This window comes from Paenibacillus sp. MCAF9, assembly GCF_052114265.1.
GTDB lineage: Bacteria > Bacillota > Bacilli > Paenibacillales > Paenibacillaceae > Pristimantibacillus.
The window spans coordinates 50,821-70,192 of sequence record NZ_JBFREL010000026.1; the positions used below are offsets into that span (position 1 = coordinate 50,821).

At 45.4% G+C, this 19,372-nt stretch carries 12 protein-coding genes; 11 read left to right on the forward strand and 1 reads right to left on the reverse strand.

Annotation, left to right across the window (positions count from 1 at the left end; genetic code table 11):
• Positions 1-298 precede the first annotated feature (298 nt).
• Positions 299-1,783, reverse strand: a complete 1,485-nt coding sequence (locus AB4Z45_RS25920) for an FGGY-family carbohydrate kinase (protein ID WP_441912486.1) — start codon at positions 1,781-1,783, stop codon at positions 299-301.
• A gap of 281 nt (positions 1,784-2,064) precedes the next feature.
• On the opposite strand from AB4Z45_RS25920, the gene AB4Z45_RS25925 reads away from it, so the two are divergent.
• From AB4Z45_RS25925 to AB4Z45_RS25975, 11 genes are all read left to right on the forward strand, one after another.
• A complete protein-coding gene (locus tag AB4Z45_RS25925) occupies positions 2,065-2,940 on the forward strand; it encodes a class II fructose-bisphosphate aldolase (RefSeq protein WP_441912468.1) in 876 nt (291 codons plus the stop codon).
• A gap of 35 nt (positions 2,941-2,975) precedes the next feature.
• Positions 2,976-3,812: a class I fructose-bisphosphate aldolase gene (locus AB4Z45_RS25930; protein ID WP_339208100.1), complete on the forward strand. Its 837-nt coding sequence runs from the start codon at positions 2,976-2,978 to the stop codon at positions 3,810-3,812.
• Positions 3,813-3,817: 5 nt separating this feature from the next.
• Positions 3,818-4,972 (forward strand): Gfo/Idh/MocA family protein, encoded by a 1,155-nt coding sequence (locus tag AB4Z45_RS25935; RefSeq protein WP_441912469.1) that lies wholly within the window; start codon positions 3,818-3,820, stop codon positions 4,970-4,972.
• Positions 4,973-4,995: 23 nt separating this feature from the next.
• Positions 4,996-6,036 carry an aldose 1-epimerase family protein gene (locus AB4Z45_RS25940; protein WP_441912470.1) on the forward strand — a complete coding sequence of 347 codons (1,041 nt, stop codon included), beginning with the start codon at positions 4,996-4,998 and terminating at the stop codon, positions 6,034-6,036.
• Between the two features lie 24 nt (positions 6,037-6,060).
• Entirely contained in the window at positions 6,061-7,560 is a 1,500-nt protein-coding gene (gene araA / locus AB4Z45_RS25945; protein ID WP_441912471.1) for an L-arabinose isomerase, read from the forward strand.
• A gap of 95 nt (positions 7,561-7,655) precedes the next feature.
• On the forward strand, positions 7,656-9,071 hold the full coding sequence (gene glcD / locus AB4Z45_RS25950) for a glycolate oxidase subunit GlcD (protein ID WP_441912472.1): 1,416 nt from the start codon (positions 7,656-7,658) through the stop codon (positions 9,069-9,071).
• On the forward strand, positions 9,064-10,416 hold the full coding sequence (locus tag AB4Z45_RS25955; RefSeq protein ID WP_441912473.1) for a (Fe-S)-binding protein: 1,353 nt from the start codon (positions 9,064-9,066) through the stop codon (positions 10,414-10,416). The genes glcD and AB4Z45_RS25955 overlap by 8 nt, the downstream gene beginning before the upstream one ends.
• Before the next feature lie 176 nt (positions 10,417-10,592).
• Positions 10,593-11,348, forward strand: coding sequence for a DeoR/GlpR family DNA-binding transcription regulator (locus tag AB4Z45_RS25960; RefSeq protein WP_441912474.1), 756 nt, complete (start codon positions 10,593-10,595; stop codon positions 11,346-11,348).
• Positions 11,349-11,669: 321 nt separating this feature from the next.
• Positions 11,670-16,829, forward strand: coding sequence for an S-layer homology domain-containing protein (locus AB4Z45_RS25965; protein WP_441912487.1), 5,160 nt, complete (start codon positions 11,670-11,672; stop codon positions 16,827-16,829).
• 15 nt (positions 16,830-16,844) lie between these two features.
• The gene (locus AB4Z45_RS25970; RefSeq protein WP_441912475.1) at positions 16,845-17,450 is read left to right on the forward strand and encodes an SGNH/GDSL hydrolase family protein; all 606 of its coding nucleotides are present in this window, start codon (positions 16,845-16,847) and stop codon (positions 17,448-17,450) included.
• A gap of 137 nt (positions 17,451-17,587) precedes the next feature.
• Complete coding sequence (locus tag AB4Z45_RS25975) at positions 17,588-19,369, forward strand: sensor histidine kinase (protein WP_441912476.1); 1,782 nt, start codon at positions 17,588-17,590, stop codon at positions 19,367-19,369.
• Positions 19,370-19,372 lie beyond the last annotated feature (3 nt).

Here is a 19,372-nt window from a genome sequence, read left to right on the forward strand (position 1 = left end):
TGATACTCCTTCATTATCGATTTAGGCAGACTCTGACCATTTCTTGTATGAGTTGTTATATGGATTCCGACCCGAGAGTTTGGTTCGCGGGAGGGCACGAAGCGGGGCGAATTTCGTACCAAACATTGGATGCCATTCGATTAGAACCTATGAGTTTTGTAAGGCGAAGAGGACTCACGCTGATGGCTTTCGCCCAATTAAGGTTTGCATTCAATGAATACAATATAAAACTTAAAATAATAAACATTCCAGATTTAGCAGCCTGGTTGCTGCTACCTGGAATGTTTAATTATCAAAATTATAAGGTTGAAATCGCTCGTGAAAGTACTTTGTATTTCTCATAGCGATCCTGATAGAGGGACGTATTAGATTCACTTGGGTAAAATATCCGCAGCGGTTTGACAAGTATGTTTACGGCTTCCTCATAAGTTTGGTAAACCCCTGAAGCTTTTCCAGCGAGAATGATGTTACCCATCGTTCCAGCTTCACTAACGTTTAATCTCTCTACAGGACAATTCATAATGTCAGCTTTAATCTGTAGCCACAGGTCGGATTTAGCCCCACCGCCTACCGCGCGCAGCGACTCAATAGGAATGCCCGCTTCCGCAAGGCATTCGAGGTTGTAGCGCATTTCATACGTAACACCTTCCATTAAGGCTCGGTACAGATGGGTGGAATCTGTATCAAATGATAATCCATAAATCGTACCCTTTGCTTCGGGATTCATGTATGGCGTACCCGATCCGGCAAAATGAGGAATCACGAGCAAATCGGTAGGCGATGCTGCAGATGTTGAATTCAAATAGTCGTAAACGTTAATGCCTAATTTGCGGGCTTCTGCTTCGGCGATTTGACCGAACTTGTCTCGGTACCACCGAATAAGGGAACCGCCAGTAAAATTGAAGGCATATGTCAAATATAAACCTTCAATGACATGCGGTGCGCAATTGAATTGATACTGGAGCATCTTCGTATTCAGAATTGGTGAAGAATAGGCAGGCGTAATACATTCCACGGTCCCGATACCGTCCACCGCATGATTGTTATGTAGTATTCCTGCACCGAGAGCTGCACAGGCTTGATCATGGCCGCCGGCTACAACTAACGTTTCTGAACGGAAGCCTAGCGATTGTCTTATTTCATTGCGAATGGGGCCAATGATTTGACCAGACTGAATGAGGTCAGGAAATTTGTGTACTTCAATTCCGGCGGCATTAAACATATCAGAGTCCCATTCTTTTTTGGACACATTAAAGGCCATTGTGCGAGAGGCCAACGTGTAGTCTGTAACCGAAATACCCGTGAGTACAAAAGCGATGAAATCGCCAAACGGCATGAACTTCCATACTTTTTGGTAAATCTCAGGCTGGTATTGTTTGATCCACATGACCTTCGGAAGGGAGAACATCGGATGCAGCGGGACTCCGGTAAGCTCCATCGTCCGTTCCTTACCGATTTTTTGTTCAATGATTGCAGCTTGCTCTATACCTCTTGAATCCGTATACAAAATGGCATTGCTTAATACATTTCCATGATGGTCGACGGGAACAACCGTCTCGCCCAAGGAAGAAATGCTGAGGGCGTGAACATTGACGCCGGGAACAGCTAAGAGCACATCCGCGATAACCCGTCTGACGGACTCCCAGACTCGTTCTGGATTTAGCTCAAAAGCTCCTGGTTTAGGCTGTTCCAAAGGGTATTCCATATACGCGGCTGATAGAAGAGTTCCGCCCTCATCAAAGAGCGAAGCCTTACATCCAGTCGTTCCGATGTCGAGTCCCATTAGTGACAATTTATAATCCCTCCAATAATAAGTGTATGTTCATTATAAACAATTTTTGTTTGTTTGTATAATAGAAATTTTGAAAATAATCTTTTAAACAAAATAGCTGAAAACTTTGATATACAGCGATATTAATGGAATTTTGCTGTTCCAAATACTATATTCGAAAAAAACGAATTTAATTATTTAAACTTCATGGTTGCTTATTACATAGGAATTAACTATAATATGTTTGAAACGAACATTAAATAATATAGACTGATAGAAAGGTGGAAGGTAATTTGTCTAAAGTCTCCATGGGTGAAATGCTGCGGGATGCTTCTCGTAGGGGCTATGCGGTCCCATGCTTTAACGCGATAAATTTAGATATGGTTCGCGGAATCATTGAGGCCGCTGAGGATGAACAGTCGCCAGTCATCCTATGCCATGCTGAAATTCATTTTAAGTATACACCGCTCGAGCAGATTGCACCCATTATGGTAGAAGCGATGAACCGTGCCAAGGTACCGGTCAGCATCCTTCTCGATCACGGAAAGAGCTTCTCCGCGGTAACGAATGCGATGCATTTAGGCTTTAACGCAATCATGTTTGATGGTTCGGAGTATGAGTATGAAGAAAATGTTCGCAGAACCGCAGAGGTCGTGAAGATTGCTAAAACGCTTGGCGTTTCGGTGGAAGGAGAGCTTGGCTACGTAACTCGGCCAAAAAGCGGCGGCGCGGAAGGTGAAGATGATGATTCCATCATTGACGATACTTCGCTTTATACCGATCCCGAGCAAGCAAGGGAGTTTGTTGAGCGAACCGGTATTGATGCGCTTGCCGCTGCATTCGGTACTGTGCACGGCGTTTATATGAAAAAACCAGTTTTGGATTTAATGCGCTTGGAGCGAATTCGGAATACGGCAGGTGTTCCGATTGTGATGCACGGTGGGTCTGGATTGTCGGAGGAAGACTTCCATAAGTCGATCGATCACGGTGCGTCTAAAATTAATTATTACACAGGGATGGCGCTTAAGGTTGTTGACCGGGCTAAAGAACGTTTTATCCAGTCCGAAGAGAAGACTTTCTATCACGAATTCATGATGAATGTCATTCAGGACTTTAAAGAAGATGCGCAGCATATTATGCGCACGTTCCGCAGCAGCAACAAAGCGTAATCACCAATAAAACAAGTATATGGGGTGTGTCAAATATGTCCGTTACCGCTCGTTTAAATCGTTTATTTAGTGAACAAGGCAAGTGCTTTGATGTCGCGATCGATCATGGCTTTTTCAATGAATATTCATTCTTGGCTGGCATTGAGAATATGAAAGCAGCAATCGAGACCATTGTACGTGCCAATCCCGATGCGATACAGCTTAGCGTTGGTCAAGCAGAGCATCTTCAAGCTATTCCAGGCAAAGAAAAGCCTTCACTCGTGCTGCGTACAGATGTTGCTAACGTATACGGCACGAAGCTTCCTTCACACTTATTCAGTGAACTCATTCATAATCCGGTTGAACAAGCAGTTCGCCTGGACGCAGCATGTGTCGTTGTAAATCTGCTGCTTCTGCCGGGACAACCGGAGCTTCATCGTCAATGCGTGCAAAATATATCAAAGCTGAAAACGGAATGCGAGCGTTATGGCATGCCACTTATGGTTGAACCGCTCGTTATGCTTCCGAATGAGCAAAAAGGCGGCTATATGGTCGACGGTGACATTACGAAGATCGTTCCGCTTGTTCGTCAAGGTACGGAGCTTGGCGCGGATATCATCAAAGCCGATCCATGCGATAACGTAGAGGATTATCATAAGGTTGTAGAAGCGGCATCAGGCAAGCCGGTATTGCCGCGTGGCGGCGGACGGGCTTCTGACGAAGAAATATTGTCGAGAACTTACGCGCTTATGCAGCAGGGAGCTTCAGGAATTGTATATGGACGCAATGTCATCCAACATAATAATCCAGAGGCGATGACTCGCGCATTTATGGCTGTAGTTCACCAAGGCGCGACGCCTGAGCAAGCATTAGCTATTTTGAAAGGAGCGTAATCGGCATGGCGAAAAAAGTCATTCGCTTCGGCGTTATCGGCTGTGGATTAATGGGAAAAGAATTTGCAAGCGCCTCAGCGCGTTGGTGCCACTTGAGCAATGTGGATTATATTCCTGAGATTACACATGTATGCGATGCGCATCTGCCTGCGACAGAATGGTTCGAGAATAACGTGCCTAGCGTGAAGAAAACCACTTCCGATTACCGCGAGCTCATTGCGGATCCGGAAGTGGATGCTGTCTACTGCGCAGTGCCGCATAACCTGCATGAGCAATTATATATAGATATCATTAAAGCTGGAAAACATTTGCTTGGTGAGAAGCCATTTGGCATCGATGCAGAAGCCAATCAGTCAATTATGAAAGCAATCGCGGAGAATCCGGACGTGATCGTTCGCTGCTCCTCTGAATTTCCATTCTTCCCTGGAGCACAGCTGATTGTCGAATGGGTTAATCAAGAAAAATTCGGACAAATTATCGAGGTTGAAGCCGGCTTCTGGCATAGCAGTGACCTCGATCCGAACAAAACAATCAATTGGAAGCGTCGTATCGGAACTAATGGTGAATACGGCTGCATGGGTGATTTGGGCATGCACGTCGCACATCTGCCGTTCCGCTTCGGTTGGAAGCCAGCTAACGTAAGGTCACTGCTTAGTAAAATCGTGCAGGAACGTCCGGATGGTAAAGGCGGCATGGCCGCTTGTGAAACATGGGATAATGCGATATTGGCATGTGACGTCAAAACAGATAAGTATAATTTCCCGATGGTGCTTTCCATGAAACGGATTGCTCCAGGTCATGCCAATACTTGGTTTATCCGCATTAACGGCACAAAAGGTTCTGCAGAGTTCACGACCAAGAACCCGAAGCAAGTCGCATTCCTTCCATACGAGCCAGGGGGCGAGCAGGCATGGCATATTTCAGATGTTCCATATAAATCAACCTATGGAACGATTACTGGAGGTATTTTCGAATTCGGTTTCTCGGACTCGATATTACAGATGTGGGCAGCTTTCTGCGATGAGATCGCAAATGGAAAAAACAACCAATCTTCCTTCCAATGTGCGAAACCTGAAGAAGCTGCCATGAGCCATCGACTATTCACGGCGGCTTTGGAGTCAGAGAAAACAGATAATACGGTTTCGCTGAACTGGGAATAGCACTGCTTAAGGGGGATGAAAACGTGGAGCTTTACGGAAGGAAATGGAAACGTCGCGAGCTGGAAGCGAGAGTTGGCCGCATTGAGCAAATTGGCGGTGTTGAACGTTATACAAGAAGTGAAGGGCCTGAAGCGGGAGTAGACACATTCCGAGTGCGAACCGGAGGGGGGTTATGTTACTGGGTAACGCCAAGCAAGGGAATGGACATCTCACTTGCTGAAATGCATGGCATACCAGTTAGTTGGACCTCGTGCAATGGAGAGCCTCACCCTTCTTATTACGATCAGCGAGAAACGGAATGGCTGCGAACAGCATCTGGTGGATTGCTTATGACCTGCGGATTATCACAGGTTGGATCGCCGGGTAAAGACAGCGACGGTGCTTACGGTCTTCATGGCCGAATTCATCATACGCCAGCACGTCAAATTTCATCTTGGTCTGAATGGGCGGGCGATGATTATGTGCTGCGAGTCCGTGGAGTCATAGAGGAGACCACGATTTTTGGAGAGCATCTACGCCTGACTAGAACAATAACTAGCCATTTAGGTGAAAATCGCATAACGATCCTAGATTCCGTTCAGAACGTTGGATTCCGTCCTGCGCCTCATATGATGCTATATCATTTCAACTTCGGGTTCCCGCTGCTTGCCGAGGACACAACAGTGGAACTTCCCAAAGGAAGAACGTCAACTCGCGACAGTGATATGGATATGAGAAGGATGGGATTATGGCAATCCCCTGATCCTACCTTTAGAGAACAAGTGTATTATCATAAACCTGATCAAAGCAAGGATGCGGTCTTTGCACGTATTCAGAGTCCCTCATTCCCGATTCGTCCTGCAAACACCAATTCACATGGCTTATCGGTAGAATTGGAATGGGATCCTGTCACACTTCCGAAATTCGTTCAGTGGCGAATGCCAGGGTCAGGTGAGCATGTACTCGGACTGGAGCCGTCTAATTGCTGGACGAGAGGAAGGACGGATGAAAGGGAGAGAGGATCGCTCCGTATATTAGAGCCGAGTGAAACCGTCGATTATCGATTGGAATTGCGATTTGTTTAAACACATTCTAAGGAGGATAAAGGTATGCTGCAGACTAAGCCTTATGTATTTTGGTTCGTAACCGGAAGTCAGGGACTGTATGGTGAAGAAGTTTTGTCGAAAGTGGAGGACAACGCGAAGGAAATGGTCGCTGGGCTGGATCAAGACGATGCTCTTTCTTATAAAATCATATTTAAAGCAGTCGTAACAACGCCGGAAGCTATCCGTCGTGTCTGTCTGGAAGCGAATTCAGACGATCATTGTGCGGGAATCATTACTTGGATGCATACGTTCTCGCCAGCAAAAATGTGGATCTCAGGCCTTACCCAACTGCGTAAGCCGTTGCTTCACTTTCATACGCAGTTTAATGTAGATATTCCATGGGACAGCATTGACATGGATTTCATGAATTTGAATCAAGCGGCACATGGCGACCGAGAATTCGGATTTATTGGAGCCCGTCTTGGCATAGCCCGTAAAATCATTGCAGGTCACTGGAAAGACGTGCAAGTACGGAGCAGAATCGGTTCTTGGATGAGAACGGCTGCCGGCTTTACGGAAAGCCAAACGATGAAGATCGCTCGTTTCGGTGATAACATGCGTTATGTCGCCGTCACGGAAGGCGATAAAGTAGAAGGACAAATAAGGTTCGGTTGGTCGGTGAACGGTTATCCTGCAGGTGATCTGGCGGAACGTGTGCAGGATGTCACGGATGGACAAGTCAAGGAATTGATGGATGAGTACACAGAGCTTTATGACTTCACAGAGAACGGCCAACGTGAAGGCACCGAGCGTGATGCGATTCGGGAACAAGCACGTATCGAGATAGCATTAAAAGCGTTTCTTCAAGAAAGCGGTTACAGTGCATTTGTAACAAGCTTTCAGGATTTACACGGCTTGAAACAGCTGCCCGGGCTAGCTGCGCAGCGGCTTATGGCTGCCGGATACGGCTTCGGAGCAGAGGGTGATTGGAAAACGGCCGCTCTTGTTCGCATGATGAAAATAATGGCTGAAAACAAAGGCACGTCCTTTATGGAAGATTATACATATCACATGCAGGAAGGCAATCAGCTTGTGCTCGGCGCTCATATGCTAGAGATATGTCCGACAGTTTCCGTCAGCAAGCCAAAGATTGAGGTTCATCCGCTGTTCGTCGGCGGTAAAGCCGATCCGGCTCGTCTCACTTTTAATGGGAAAAGTGGTAAAGCAATCAATGCTACCGTAGTTGATCTTGGAGACAGATTTCGTCTGATAGTGAACGAAGTAACTGCTGTGAAGAATGAGAAGGAAATGCCGAACCTGCCGGTAGCGCGTATTCTGTGGAAACCTGAGCCGTCGTTATCAGATGCTGCGGAAGCGTGGATTTTGGCTGGCGGCGCGCACCACTTTGGTTTCTCTTTTCATGTTACAAGCGAGCAGATGGCTGACTGGGCTAAGATGGCCGGTATCGAATGCATCATTATCAATCAGAACTCTACGATGACGAGCTTGGAGAACGAGATTCGCTGGAATGATCTATATTACCGTTTGAACCATAAATTTTAGATGTTTTTATGACGAGAAACCAACGCTCCTGTCTGTTGTGCGCTATAAAGAGCCGTTTGTGTTTCTCGTCCATTTTCATTCCGGGGGGACTTGCGATGTTGAGTATTGAAGTTAAAAGTGAGTTAAAAATGATTGTAGGCGATTCCTATTTTAAAGACGATCCCCAGTCGCTGATTACCCATTCCTATGACGGTACGCCGATGCAGCAAGCACTGCCTGACGGCGTCATTTATCCGGAAACGACCGATCAGATTTCAGCAATTATGAAGGTTCTCCATCGTCATCGTATTCCCTTGATCACCCGCGGCTCGGGAACGAACTTATGCGGAGGAACTGTTCCTGTTACTGGTGGCGTTGTAATGGTTATGCACAGAATGAATCGGATATTGGAGATTGATCTTGAAAATTTGACGGCAGTTGTACAGCCCGGCGTGAACACGAAGCAGTTTATCACTGAGGTTGAAAATCTAGGGCTTTTTTACCCGCCTGATCCGAGCAGTATGTCCATTTCCACAATCGGTGGAAATATTGCAGAATGCTCTGGCGGTCTCCGTGGTCTCAAATACGGAACGACCAAAGATTATGTTATCGGACTCGAAGCAGTTTTAGCCAATGGTGATATATTGCGAACGGGCGGAAAGCTGATGAAGGATGTGGCTGGTTACGATCTTACGAAGCTTCTTGTCGGCTCAGAGGGAACGCTTGCCGTTATTACGGAGGCTACACTTAAGCTTATTCCGCCTCCAAAAACAAAAAAAACGATGCTGGCGATGTACAGAGATATCAATGGAGCTGCGAGAACGGTATCCAAAATCATCGAGAACCGGATAATTCCTGCAACGCTGGAGTTTATGGACAGTCCAACCATTCAGGTAGTCGATGATTATGCGAAGCTCGGATTGCCAAGGGATATGGAAGCGATTTTGCTTATCGAGCAGGATGGCGAAGCTGAGACAGTTGAGCGAGACATAGCTATGATTGAAGAAATATGCCGAAGTGAGCAGGCTGATCGTATTGATGTTGCAGAAACCGCAGAAGAAGCACTGAAATTAATGACAGCGCGCCGCAGTGCATTCACGGCTTTAGCGAGACTGAGGCCTACGACGATACTTGAGGATGCAACTGTCCCACGTTCAAAGATAGCTGACATGGTTTTGGAAATAAACCGGATTGCTAAGAAACATAATGTTCAGATTTGCACCTTCGGGCACGCAGGCGATGGCAATCTACATCCTACGGCGACTACGGATGCTCGAGATCATGAAGAGGTGCATCGCGTGGAGGCCGCGTTCGAGGAAATCTTCGAAGCCGCTATCCGTTTGGGAGGTACAATTACGGGGGAGCATGGAGTTGGTATCGTGAAGGCTCCATTCTTAGAATGGAAAGTAGGTGCGGCAGGTATTGAAGTGATGAAAGCGATCAAGTCGGCGTTTGATCCACTGAACATTCTTAATCCAGGAAAAATGTTCGCGAAGGAAACAAGGAAAAGGGTGGTAATCGGACATGCATGAGAAAAGCATAGACAAGCCGAGAAGCCCGATGGCTTCTAAGCTCGCAGCCAAACTGGATTATGAGCAGCTAACCAATTGCATGCGCTGCGGATTTTGTCTCCCTGCTTGTCCGACTTTCAGGGAAACCGGTATTGAGGCAGAGTCACCAAGAGGACGAATCGCCTTAATGAAAGCGGTTGTTGACGGCATAATGGAGCCTGACCAGCAATTTGAGGAGCAAATGGATCATTGTCTTGGCTGCCGAGCGTGCGAACCTGCTTGTCCCGCCGACGTGAAATACGGGCAGCTTATCGAACAAACGCGGGATGCAATTGAAGAACATACCGATCGGCATCGTTGGTGGGTAAAAGGGATTCGCCGCACCGTATTAAAAGAAATGTTCCCTCATCAAAAACGGATGCGACTGCTGGGTGGCGCTCTTAAGGCCTACCAGAAAACAGGGCTTCGCAAAGTCGCTCACGCCAGCGGGATGATGAAGCTGTTTCCATCGCATTTGCGGGAGATGGAGAACATATTACCTGAAACATCATATAAAGGAGTGGCCGAGAAAATCGGGGTCAGGCACTTGGCTAAAGGGGAAAGAATCGCTACCGTTGCATTATTTCGAGGCTGCCTCATGGATATGATGTTTACACAAACCAACATCCATACCGTTAAATTGTTAACGGAGTCGGGATTTGACGTGCTCATACCCGTGACTCAAAATTGCTGCGGCGCCTTGCACGCCCACAGTGGGGAGTCCGAAGAAGCCAAATCTCTGGCGCGGGTGAATATCAGAGCCTTTAAGGATGCGAACGTCGATTTTATCGTAACCAATGCGGGAGGCTGCGGAGCAATACTGGTCGAATACGATCATTTACTCCATGATGATCCGAATTGGAAAGCAGATGCCGTATGGTTTGCCGAGCGGGTCATTGACATTTCCGATCTTCTGGTTCGGATAGGCCGCAAGCTGCAGTTCTCAGAACGAGGTAAAAGTAAAGCGGAGCAATCGCTCCGTATAACATATCAAGATTCTTGTCATCTCCGTAATGTCATGCGTGCATCGGATGCACCAAGAAAGCTTATGGGAGAGATTGATGGCGTAAATTATGTTGAAATGAAAGAAGCGGATCGCTGCTGCGGCTCTGCAGGTATTTATAATGTGACTCAACCGGAAATGGCAGGACAAATACTGGAGCATAAGATGGCGCACGCGAATAATACACAGGCGGAATACATTGTGACCAGCAATCCTGGCTGCTTGCTGCAAATGAAGCATGGGATTGAGAAGCATGGCTCTCCTGAACGAGTGAAAGCTGTCCATATCGTGGATTTTCTATTTGATCGATTGAACATCGATTAGTAATGAAGTAGTTTCAAGTAGTAAAATGTTTAAAATAGACGAAAACATTATGAAATGAAACATATTATGTTGATTTCCAAGAATTCATTCCATACAATAAAGATACAACCTTTCGGAAATGTAATCGTTTATTGCTTTTGCTTAAAAACCATCTGCTGGAGATATGAGGGAGTGCCATGAAGGACGACTTGAATGACAGACAAAAACAAATAATTCAACAATTACAGACCAAAGGTGAGGTCAAAATATCGGAATTGAAGGAACACTTCGACGTAACGGATATGACTGTGCGAAGAGATTTGGAGAAAATGGAACGCAGCGGCCTGCTTAAAAGAACGTTCGGTGGCGCCATTCTTGCATCGAAAGATGTTGCCCTGGGAGAGCGTTCTATTGTACGAGGAGTAGAGAAAGAACGAATCGGGCGTCTTGCAGCCAGCTTAGTGCAGCCTGGTGAATCGATATTTATTGATGGAGGTTCTACGACGCTTCAGATTGCACGGCATCTTCCGGAAGATGCCAATATTACCGTTGTTACGAATGCTATTAACGTAGCTGCCGAGTTGTCAGAAAAAAGGATTCCGACCATAGTTCTTGGTGGCATATTAATGGATACGACCAAGTCAATGGTTGGGCCTGTCACACTGGAGACGATTTCTCGTATGGCATTTGACAAGGTGTTCTTAGGAGCAACGGGACTTCATCCTCAGCACGGATTCAGCAACTCCAATATGCATGAAGCAGAAATCAAGCGTGTTGCCATTCAAAAAGCAAAAGAGTCGTATATTGTAATTGATCACTCTAAGTTCGGTACGAGCATGCTGGTTTCTTTCGCGGATTTGAAAGTTGTCACAGCAATAATTACGGACGAAAGACCGAATCAAGAAATGGTTTCCGTTTGTCAAACTGCCGAGACAACCATCTTCTTAGCATAGATATCATTAATTGAATTTATCTCTACACTTATGTTTTATGTATCACTTAATTGTTATTGAAATGAAATCGATAAGGATGAATGAACCAATCTTTGTGACATCACAATGGTTGGTTTATTTTTATTGCCGAATATTATACAGAATCTACGTTGTCTACCAACCATACTAGTTATGCTTGATCAGATTCATCAAATATTGAAGCCAAAATACCACCAAAACACATAGCAGTTTCAAAGATAAGTACATGTTAATAGAGATGGACGAAGTGATAGGATAATGATGTTAAGAGGTCCAATCACGGGGGGTATTAAATTGAAAACAATGATTTGGAATCGAGTTTTCCTAGTTGTGATGATTGTGATGTTGTTGACGACGAGCTGGCCGACGGGAACGAATATTTCATATGCTCAAGCAGGTGAAAGCTCGATTTTCTTTGACAATTTTGAAGACGAAGAAGCTGCAGCCTGGACGCCTGAAAGCGGAACCTGGGCTACTGTCGAAAGTCCGAGAGGAATTTTATTTTCTGATGAATTCGAGAATGGAAGTGCTGCAGGGTGGACAAATAATGGAGGCGAGTGGTCCAGCGTACAAGGCGAATCGTCTAAAGTCTATCAACAGAGTTCCAGCAACGGGGGAGCAGAGCTAATTGCAGGGAGCGATGCTTGGACGGATTATTCCTTTGAAGCGGATGTGAAGCTAATCAGCGGTGCTGGAGCGATGCTGGAATTTCGGCATCAGGATAACCAACACTTTTACTTTTTGTACATGAGTGAATCGTACATCAGGTTGATGAAGCAGAACGGCAGCGCTCAAGAGTGGTTAAAGGCATATGATGGTCCTTCTCTTGATGTCTCAAGGTTTGTGCACATGAAAATCGATGTCATAGGGAATCAAATCCGTGTATATAGAGACGGTGATCTGGTTATAGAGACTACGGACGATAACGGTTATATTCCATCCGGTAAGGTAGCGATTGCTTCATGGGCAACATCGGTGCAATTCGATCATGTTGCCGTGACTGATCTGTCCGATAATCGAGTTTATTCGCAGACGGATAGTAGCGGCGGTATTTCCCATACAGGCAATAGCGCTTGGGCTGATTATTCTGTACAAGCTCAAGTTATGCCGACAGCCATCAGCCAGGATGGAACGGTTGGCTTAAGCCTGAGATATCAGGATATTCATAACAGATACGATCTACAGTATATCGAAGCTGGGAAAATCCAGATTGTCAAAGTATTGGACGGTGTAGCGACAGCGCTATCAGAAGCGGCTTTCAGCATGGAAAATGGAAAATCCTACATATTCAAAGGCGTAGCAGCGGGTAAAGATATCGAATTTTATATTAACGGCGTAAAACTACTGTCTGCTTTAGACACAACTCTTGCAACCGGAAAGATTGCTTTGAATATGTCGCGGGCCACTGCTGTCTTCGATACTATCGAGGTACAAAAGGTATTAGCGCCAGTTAATTCGGATGGTCATACAGCTTACTATGTCAGTTCCAGCACTGGCGATGATGCGAGCGATGGCTTAAGCGCTGAACGCGCATGGAAAACGCTTAATAAAGTCAATATTTCGACTTTCAGTGCAGGGGATTCCATCCTTTTGAAATCGGGCGACGCATGGAATGAACCGCTTGTTTTGAAGGGCTCCGGCTCGAAGGAATATCCGATTACTGTTTCTTCTTATGGTTTAGGCGATAAGCCTGTCATCTCGTGGAATGCCCCGAGCGGTGGAAATGTTATCACTGGATATAATTTAAGCCACTGGACGATTAAGGGATTAGCCGTTAACATCCTAACATCTTCAACGTTATCGTCGAACAATATTACAGTAGGAATTAACGTTATTTATGATAATGCCGAGCGGTACGAAAATATTCGAATTGAAGAGAATGACGTATACAGCGCTAATTACAACAGTAATAGCAATGGAATTATGATAACGGCATTGATTCCGGGAACCGACATCAAAGAGGTTGCAACTGATGTTTCGATTGTCAACAATGAGGTCCATAATGTGGGGTGGTATGGGATAACCACTGCTGGATGGGATATCGCGAAAAACGAGGATTTGCGCTCCCAAATGCTTTTTGGAAACTTTAAAATCAGCGGAAATTACGTGCATCATACTGCCGTTCAAGGAATCGTTCTGCAAAATGCTCATCATTCCGTTTTAGAAAGAAATGTTGTGCATGATGGAGGTCTCGGCATCGATACTTGGGGGCCTGGAGGCTTGTGGATCATCGCCTCTCGGGATTCCGTAATTAAATTTAATGAAGTTTATAACATGAGGGACGCGGGATCGGGTTATGACGGATCAGGGGTCAACGTGGATTGGTACTGTGACAATATTACCGTTCAGTATAATTACGCGCACGATAACAAAGGCAACGGAATAACGACAATGAGTAATTACGGCACAAAAATATGGAATAACAAAGTCAGAGGCAATCAAGGGCAACAATCGAACGGGGATGGTCAAATCGCGCTCGGTAATTTTACGGGAAGACCCGATCTCTCAACAGGAGAGCATGATCTGGATGTCGCAAATAATATGATCATTGTAGACGTAGACAATACGGCCGCGATCAACAGCGCTTCTAATCCGCATGGAACGTGGACGGGAAATAAGATTCATGATAATCACATTGCGGTTGCCAGAGGAATAACGAACTTCAATATTTTCGATATTGCTCAAAATACGAACTTTGATGTTATTGATCATAATTATGTCGCTAGTGAAGCGCTAACCTTCAACTCGATTTATCATGGGACAACATATAGGAATCTTTCTTCATGGCAAGAGGGTACAGGGTTTGACGTCAATACCCAAATGCTGCCGATTGATGAGTCGATTCCTTCGACAGTAAATCAAGTTACCGCGACGCTTGACGGTTATGCGGAGTTAACCTGGTCGGCGGGAGAAGATCAGGGGAACGGGATACTGCACTATAACATCTATAGAAGCGAGGACGCGGCGTTTACGCCAGCTTATTCCAATATGGTGGGAGAATCCGCTACGACATCTTTTATTGACAGAGAAGAAGCAAAGCCAAACACGACGTATTATTACAAGGTAGAAGCAGAAGATCGGAGCGGAAATGTAGGGGCTGCTTCAGAGGCTGTCCATCTAACAACCGGACCGACTGTCCCGGAAACCGAGCAACCGAAGATTGTTGATTTCGCAACTTTTCGCGATGGTTATCAATTAAATGTGGCCGATTTACAGACTATGCCTTATATCGCGGGAATACAACCCATTCAAAAGGTTGAGCTGTACGTGGATGATAGATTGATTCAGGAAATGACGGTATCGCCTTATGCATATACCGTAAAGGGCTTAAGCAATGGAGAGCATACTCTGCAATACAAGGTTTACGATATGACCGGGAGTGTTACCGGGTCGAGACGGATTAAAGTAAACAAACAAGTTACCGCCCTGCGCAGCTTATTCACACAATCTAGGCCGACAATTGACGGCTCAATCCAAGAATGGGGGACGCCCGAGTTTGTCATGGATCAGAGAGCCCAGGTGAAAAGTATTGAAAGCACTTTCTCTGATCAATGGACTCCGCAAAGGTTAAATGCACTAGGGCATACCCGGTGGGATAATGACAATTTGTATATCGCAATTAAGGTTATGGAAGACGTACATCGTTTGCCTATCTCGAATGCGGCCGATTTGTGGAAAGGCTCCAGCATTCAGATCGCCATAGATCCCGATAGAGGAACTATTCCGGGAAGCAAAGGATACACTGAATTCGCATTTGGGTTAACAGATGAAGGCCAGGCTGTCGGGTATCGTTACAATGCTATTGCCGGCAAAGCTGCAGGTGAGTTTACCGCTGGCGAAATGGAGATCACCAGAGACGAAGCGACGAAGTCTACTAGTTACGAATTGAGTATTCCTTGGGGCGAAATCATCCCGGGAGGAATTTCAGTTAAAGACGGTTCCGCCTTAGGGATCTCTGTACTTGCCAATTATAGCGACGGAAGCTTCATCAACCCAGGTAATGGAGATGCCCGAAATGGATGGATTGAATACAACAGTGGGATCGGTGCTGGAAAAGCCCCAATTCAATATGGATATTTGATTCTTAGCAAACAGATATTTGAAACTCCAACGATTAGCGCAATAGCCGGAAATGGAGAGGCGCAATTAAGTTGGAGTGCGGTAGCCGGAGCAACAGGTTATAACATTAAGTACGGTACAGCCAGCGGAGTGTATTCGAGCAAGATTGATGCGGGAAGCGTGACCCATCTTACTGTATCTGGGCTGACAGGGGGAACGACCTATTACTTTATTGCGGAAGCCTACGATGCATATGGCGAAAGCGGTCATTCTAACGAAGTAGCAATCGTTGCTTTAGGCGATAAAGGTAGCGGAAGTCATGGAAGCCAAGTCGGCAACGCTCACTCTAAGGTAGAGATTAAGGACGGGGCGGCTCAAGTGAAGTTGGATGAAGGTCAATCGAAAGCTGTCGTCCTCTTATCGGAAGTCGGGAATTATCCGCTTCAAGTGCATCTTGGAAAAGTGGCGATTACCATCAGTCAAGAGACGCTGGATGATCTCAGAAAACAATCAGGCAATATCACCGGTACTTTGATTGAAGTGACCATGAGCCCTATTAACGATTCTGCTATATTAAACGTGCCGATCAGCGGCAGCAAAGCGACGATGAAAATCGCAGGTGAAGTTTATGATTTCGAAGTCAAACTCAAGACTGCCGATAATCGTGAAATCCCAACCGATATAGTCTCAGGCGGCATTACGCTATCTCTGCCTTATGATCCCGGTCAAGTCGATGAGAAGCTTCTCGGTATTTACTATTACGATAAGGCGAAGAGGCAATGGGAATATGTCGGCGGTGAAATCGATGAGGCCATGAATCAAGTTAAGGTAACGCTGCAGCATCTTAGCGTGTATTCGGTTATGGAGTATAACAAGACTTTCAGCGACGTGAAGGAAGGTCACTGGGCGAAGCGGGTGCTTCAAATATTGGCAGCAAAGCATATTGTCAATGGTGTGGATGAGTGGAGATTTAACCCTGAAGGAAAAACGACCAGAGCAGAATTCGTAACTTTACTGGCGAATGCTTTAAACCTAGAAGCCGATGGTGTGAACAATTCGTTCATCGACGTCAGAGAGGAAGCATGGTATGCGGATAGTGTAGCGGCAGCAATTAAAGCTGGAATCACTTCAGGCATAAGCGCAAATCAGTTTGCCCCAGACCAATTCATCAGCCGAGCGGAAATGGTCACGATGATCGTGCGTTCGGCCGGCATTCAACCAAAGCCTGTGGCGACAGTCGGCTATATCGATGCGCATGATATTCCGAGATGGGCTCTACCCTACATTGCCGCTGCCGAAGAAGCGAACTTGGTGCGTGGAAGAGGAAGCAACTTGTTTGCGCCTCAGAGCAATGCGACGCGGGCGGAAGCTGCCCAACTCGTTTACAATCTATTGAATAAATAAAGGGAGCGATGGCACATGTTGCTACAGGAAGGACAGAAAATTATATTTATTGGCGACAGCATTACGGATTGCGGCAGAAAGGATGACCCTGAAAATATAGGAGGCGGATATGTACGCATCGTTCGGGATTACTTATCGATCGTACGACCGGAAATCTCTTTGCAGGTAGAGAACCGTGGAATAAGCGGTGAGACGATATTGGATCTAAAGGCACGTTGGAATGAAGATATAATTGAGTTAAAGCCGGACTGGGTATCCGTATCAATTGGCATAAATGATGAATGGAAAAATGTCAGCTGCGATGATTTCAGAGAAACCTACCGGGAATTATTGGCTGAAACGAAAAGCAAAACGGGGTCATCGTTGATAGTAATGGAAACGACAATCCTATCCGAAGATTCGAACGACGGGAAGAATGAACGACTTCTTCCCTATAATCAGATAATTAGAGAAGTCGCGGCGGAATTTGAAGCCATTCTCGTGCCTCAGTATCAGTCATTTACAGCATATTTAAGGGAGCAGCGCGGCAAAACACTAACCGTGGATCAAGTTCACATGAATTCTACCGGGAATTTGCTAATGGCCATCAATTGGTTGAAGGCTTGCGGGTTCGCACAATAAAAAAACACATAAAAGCACACCCGAACTCACAATAAAACACATAGACAAACCGATTATATTGTGACATTATTGAGTCGTTAACCCTTGTCCGAACTGCTGAGAAATTGTTGCCATCATCATATGTCTCGGAGGATCTCATGTTTAAAGAACTGGTGTCCTATACAAGAAAGTATAGATTAAGCTTTCGGATGATCCTCACAAATATTTGTATTGCCGTTTTGCCCATTCTCCTTCTAGGGACAGTGGGCTATTTTTCTTATATTAATATTCTAAAAAAGAACGCACTCGATAATATTAATATTTTCGTGACGCAAACTAACAATCGTTTCGACGAATATTTTTACCGAATGGATCAGCTTTCAAAGTCGATTTTCTTTAACCGGAACGTTCAGTCCATTATGCTCGAGAATAAATCATGGCAGGAATCCGATATTTTGCTGAAAAATTTAAACTCGTATTTGTCACTGGAACCTGCCTTAAAATCCATCGGCATGATTAGTTCAGAAGATTTCCGCTTAGTATCCACAGGAGAACTGCTTATGCATCCTATGGTGGCGTATTTAAAAGAGATGGAAAATAAGAACAGACTAAGCAATAAGCTGCAGATTTCTCCTCCATTTTTAAAAGACCAGGGCATACTGGCTTTCAGGAAGGTTAAATCCGTTCTCCCAAACCGATACCTGCAGGAAATTTACATAGGCGTTTTGTTATTGGATACGGAGTGGATACAGCAAATATTACGCTCAGCGGATTTGGCGGATAAAGCAGAGCTTTATATTATGAACGAGAGCGGCGATCTCATTGGCTCTTCGACTAATAATCCCGATTTTGAACAAATATATGCCCAGACTAGAATGAACCAGGATCACAAAGTCATCGATTTTCAAATGAACGGCATCAATTACTTGTACCAGTCACTCCCGATCAAAAGCTTGGGTTGGAAGTTCGTTGCATTAATTAATGAGGATAAGCTGGTGGGGAAGGCATCAATCATTCAGTATATCGTGATTTCGGCTATAGCGATCATGGTTCTAATCGTCATCTGGGTCGCGATCTCCTTTAATATTCGTTTAACCCATCCCATTACTAAGATGGCTGATATTTTCGATAGCGCAGCGAGCGGTGACCTGGATGCCCGGTTGAGATTCGGCTATAAGAATGAAATTACTATTATTCAGGACCACTATAACAATATGATGAATGAAATCAAGAAGCTTACGGACAATCTGCTGCAATCCCAGCAGCAGCTCTATGAAACAGAAATGGAGAAACGAATGTTTCAGTTAAACGGGCTCCAAAGCCAGATTAATTCTCATTTTTTGTATAACGTGCTTCACTCTATAAGAGGCATGGCCTTGTCCAACGCAAAGAGGGAGGTAGCTGTCGCAATTGACAATCTCGTCTCTTATTTCCGCTACATTACACGTACGGATGAATTTGTTCTTCTGCACAAAGAGCTTGAGCACCTGGAGCGATATATAGATATTCAAAAAATAAGGTTTGGAGAACGGCTGCAGTTTAAAGTAATCATAGATCAGGGTCTCGGAGCTCGTTCGATCGTGAAGCTCATTCTTCAGCCGCTTGTGGAGAACGCCTTGTTTCATGGTCTCGAAGGAAAAACAGGGCGATGGATCATTCACATCCATGCGACTATCAATGAGGAGAATCAATTGCTAATTAAGGTGATGGATAACGGAGTCGGAATGAGCGAGGAACGCTTGATGCGCATGCGGCAAGAGTTTGAAAGCATGAATAAGAACTCATCCGAAACCGCAGGGCTGGGACAAGGAATCGGGCTCGTCAATATTCATAAAAGAATTCAAATCTATTATGGGAAGCCCTATGGACTATCCATCAAGAGTTGGAAAAATAGGGGTACGATTGTGACGGTCAGCGTACCGCTTAAAGCGAAAGGGTGAGTA

What these genes read in the sequence shown, in the direction of transcription:
- AB4Z45_RS25920 (WP_441912486.1), bottom strand. Translation starts at nt 1,783, where the DNA reads ATGGGACTCGACATCGGAACGACTGGATGTAAGGCTTCGCTCTTTGAT.
- AB4Z45_RS25930 (WP_339208100.1), top strand. Translation starts at nt 2,976, where the DNA reads ATGTCCGTTACCGCTCGTTTAAATCGTTTATTTAGTGAACAAGGCAAG.
- AB4Z45_RS25935 (WP_441912469.1), top strand. Translation starts at nt 3,818, where the DNA reads ATGGCGAAAAAAGTCATTCGCTTCGGCGTTATCGGCTGTGGATTAATG.
- araA (WP_441912471.1), top strand. Translation starts at nt 6,061, where the DNA reads ATGCTGCAGACTAAGCCTTATGTATTTTGGTTCGTAACCGGAAGTCAG.
- glcD (WP_441912472.1), top strand. Translation starts at nt 7,656, where the DNA reads ATGTTGAGTATTGAAGTTAAAAGTGAGTTAAAAATGATTGTAGGCGAT.
- AB4Z45_RS25955 (WP_441912473.1), top strand. Translation starts at nt 9,064, where the DNA reads ATGCATGAGAAAAGCATAGACAAGCCGAGAAGCCCGATGGCTTCTAAG.
- AB4Z45_RS25960 (WP_441912474.1), top strand. Translation starts at nt 10,593, where the DNA reads ATGAAGGACGACTTGAATGACAGACAAAAACAAATAATTCAACAATTA.
- AB4Z45_RS25965 (WP_441912487.1), top strand. Translation starts at nt 11,670, where the DNA reads ATGATTTGGAATCGAGTTTTCCTAGTTGTGATGATTGTGATGTTGTTG.
- AB4Z45_RS25970 (WP_441912475.1), top strand. Translation starts at nt 16,845, where the DNA reads ATGTTGCTACAGGAAGGACAGAAAATTATATTTATTGGCGACAGCATT.
- AB4Z45_RS25975 (WP_441912476.1), top strand. Translation starts at nt 17,588, where the DNA reads ATGTTTAAAGAACTGGTGTCCTATACAAGAAAGTATAGATTAAGCTTT.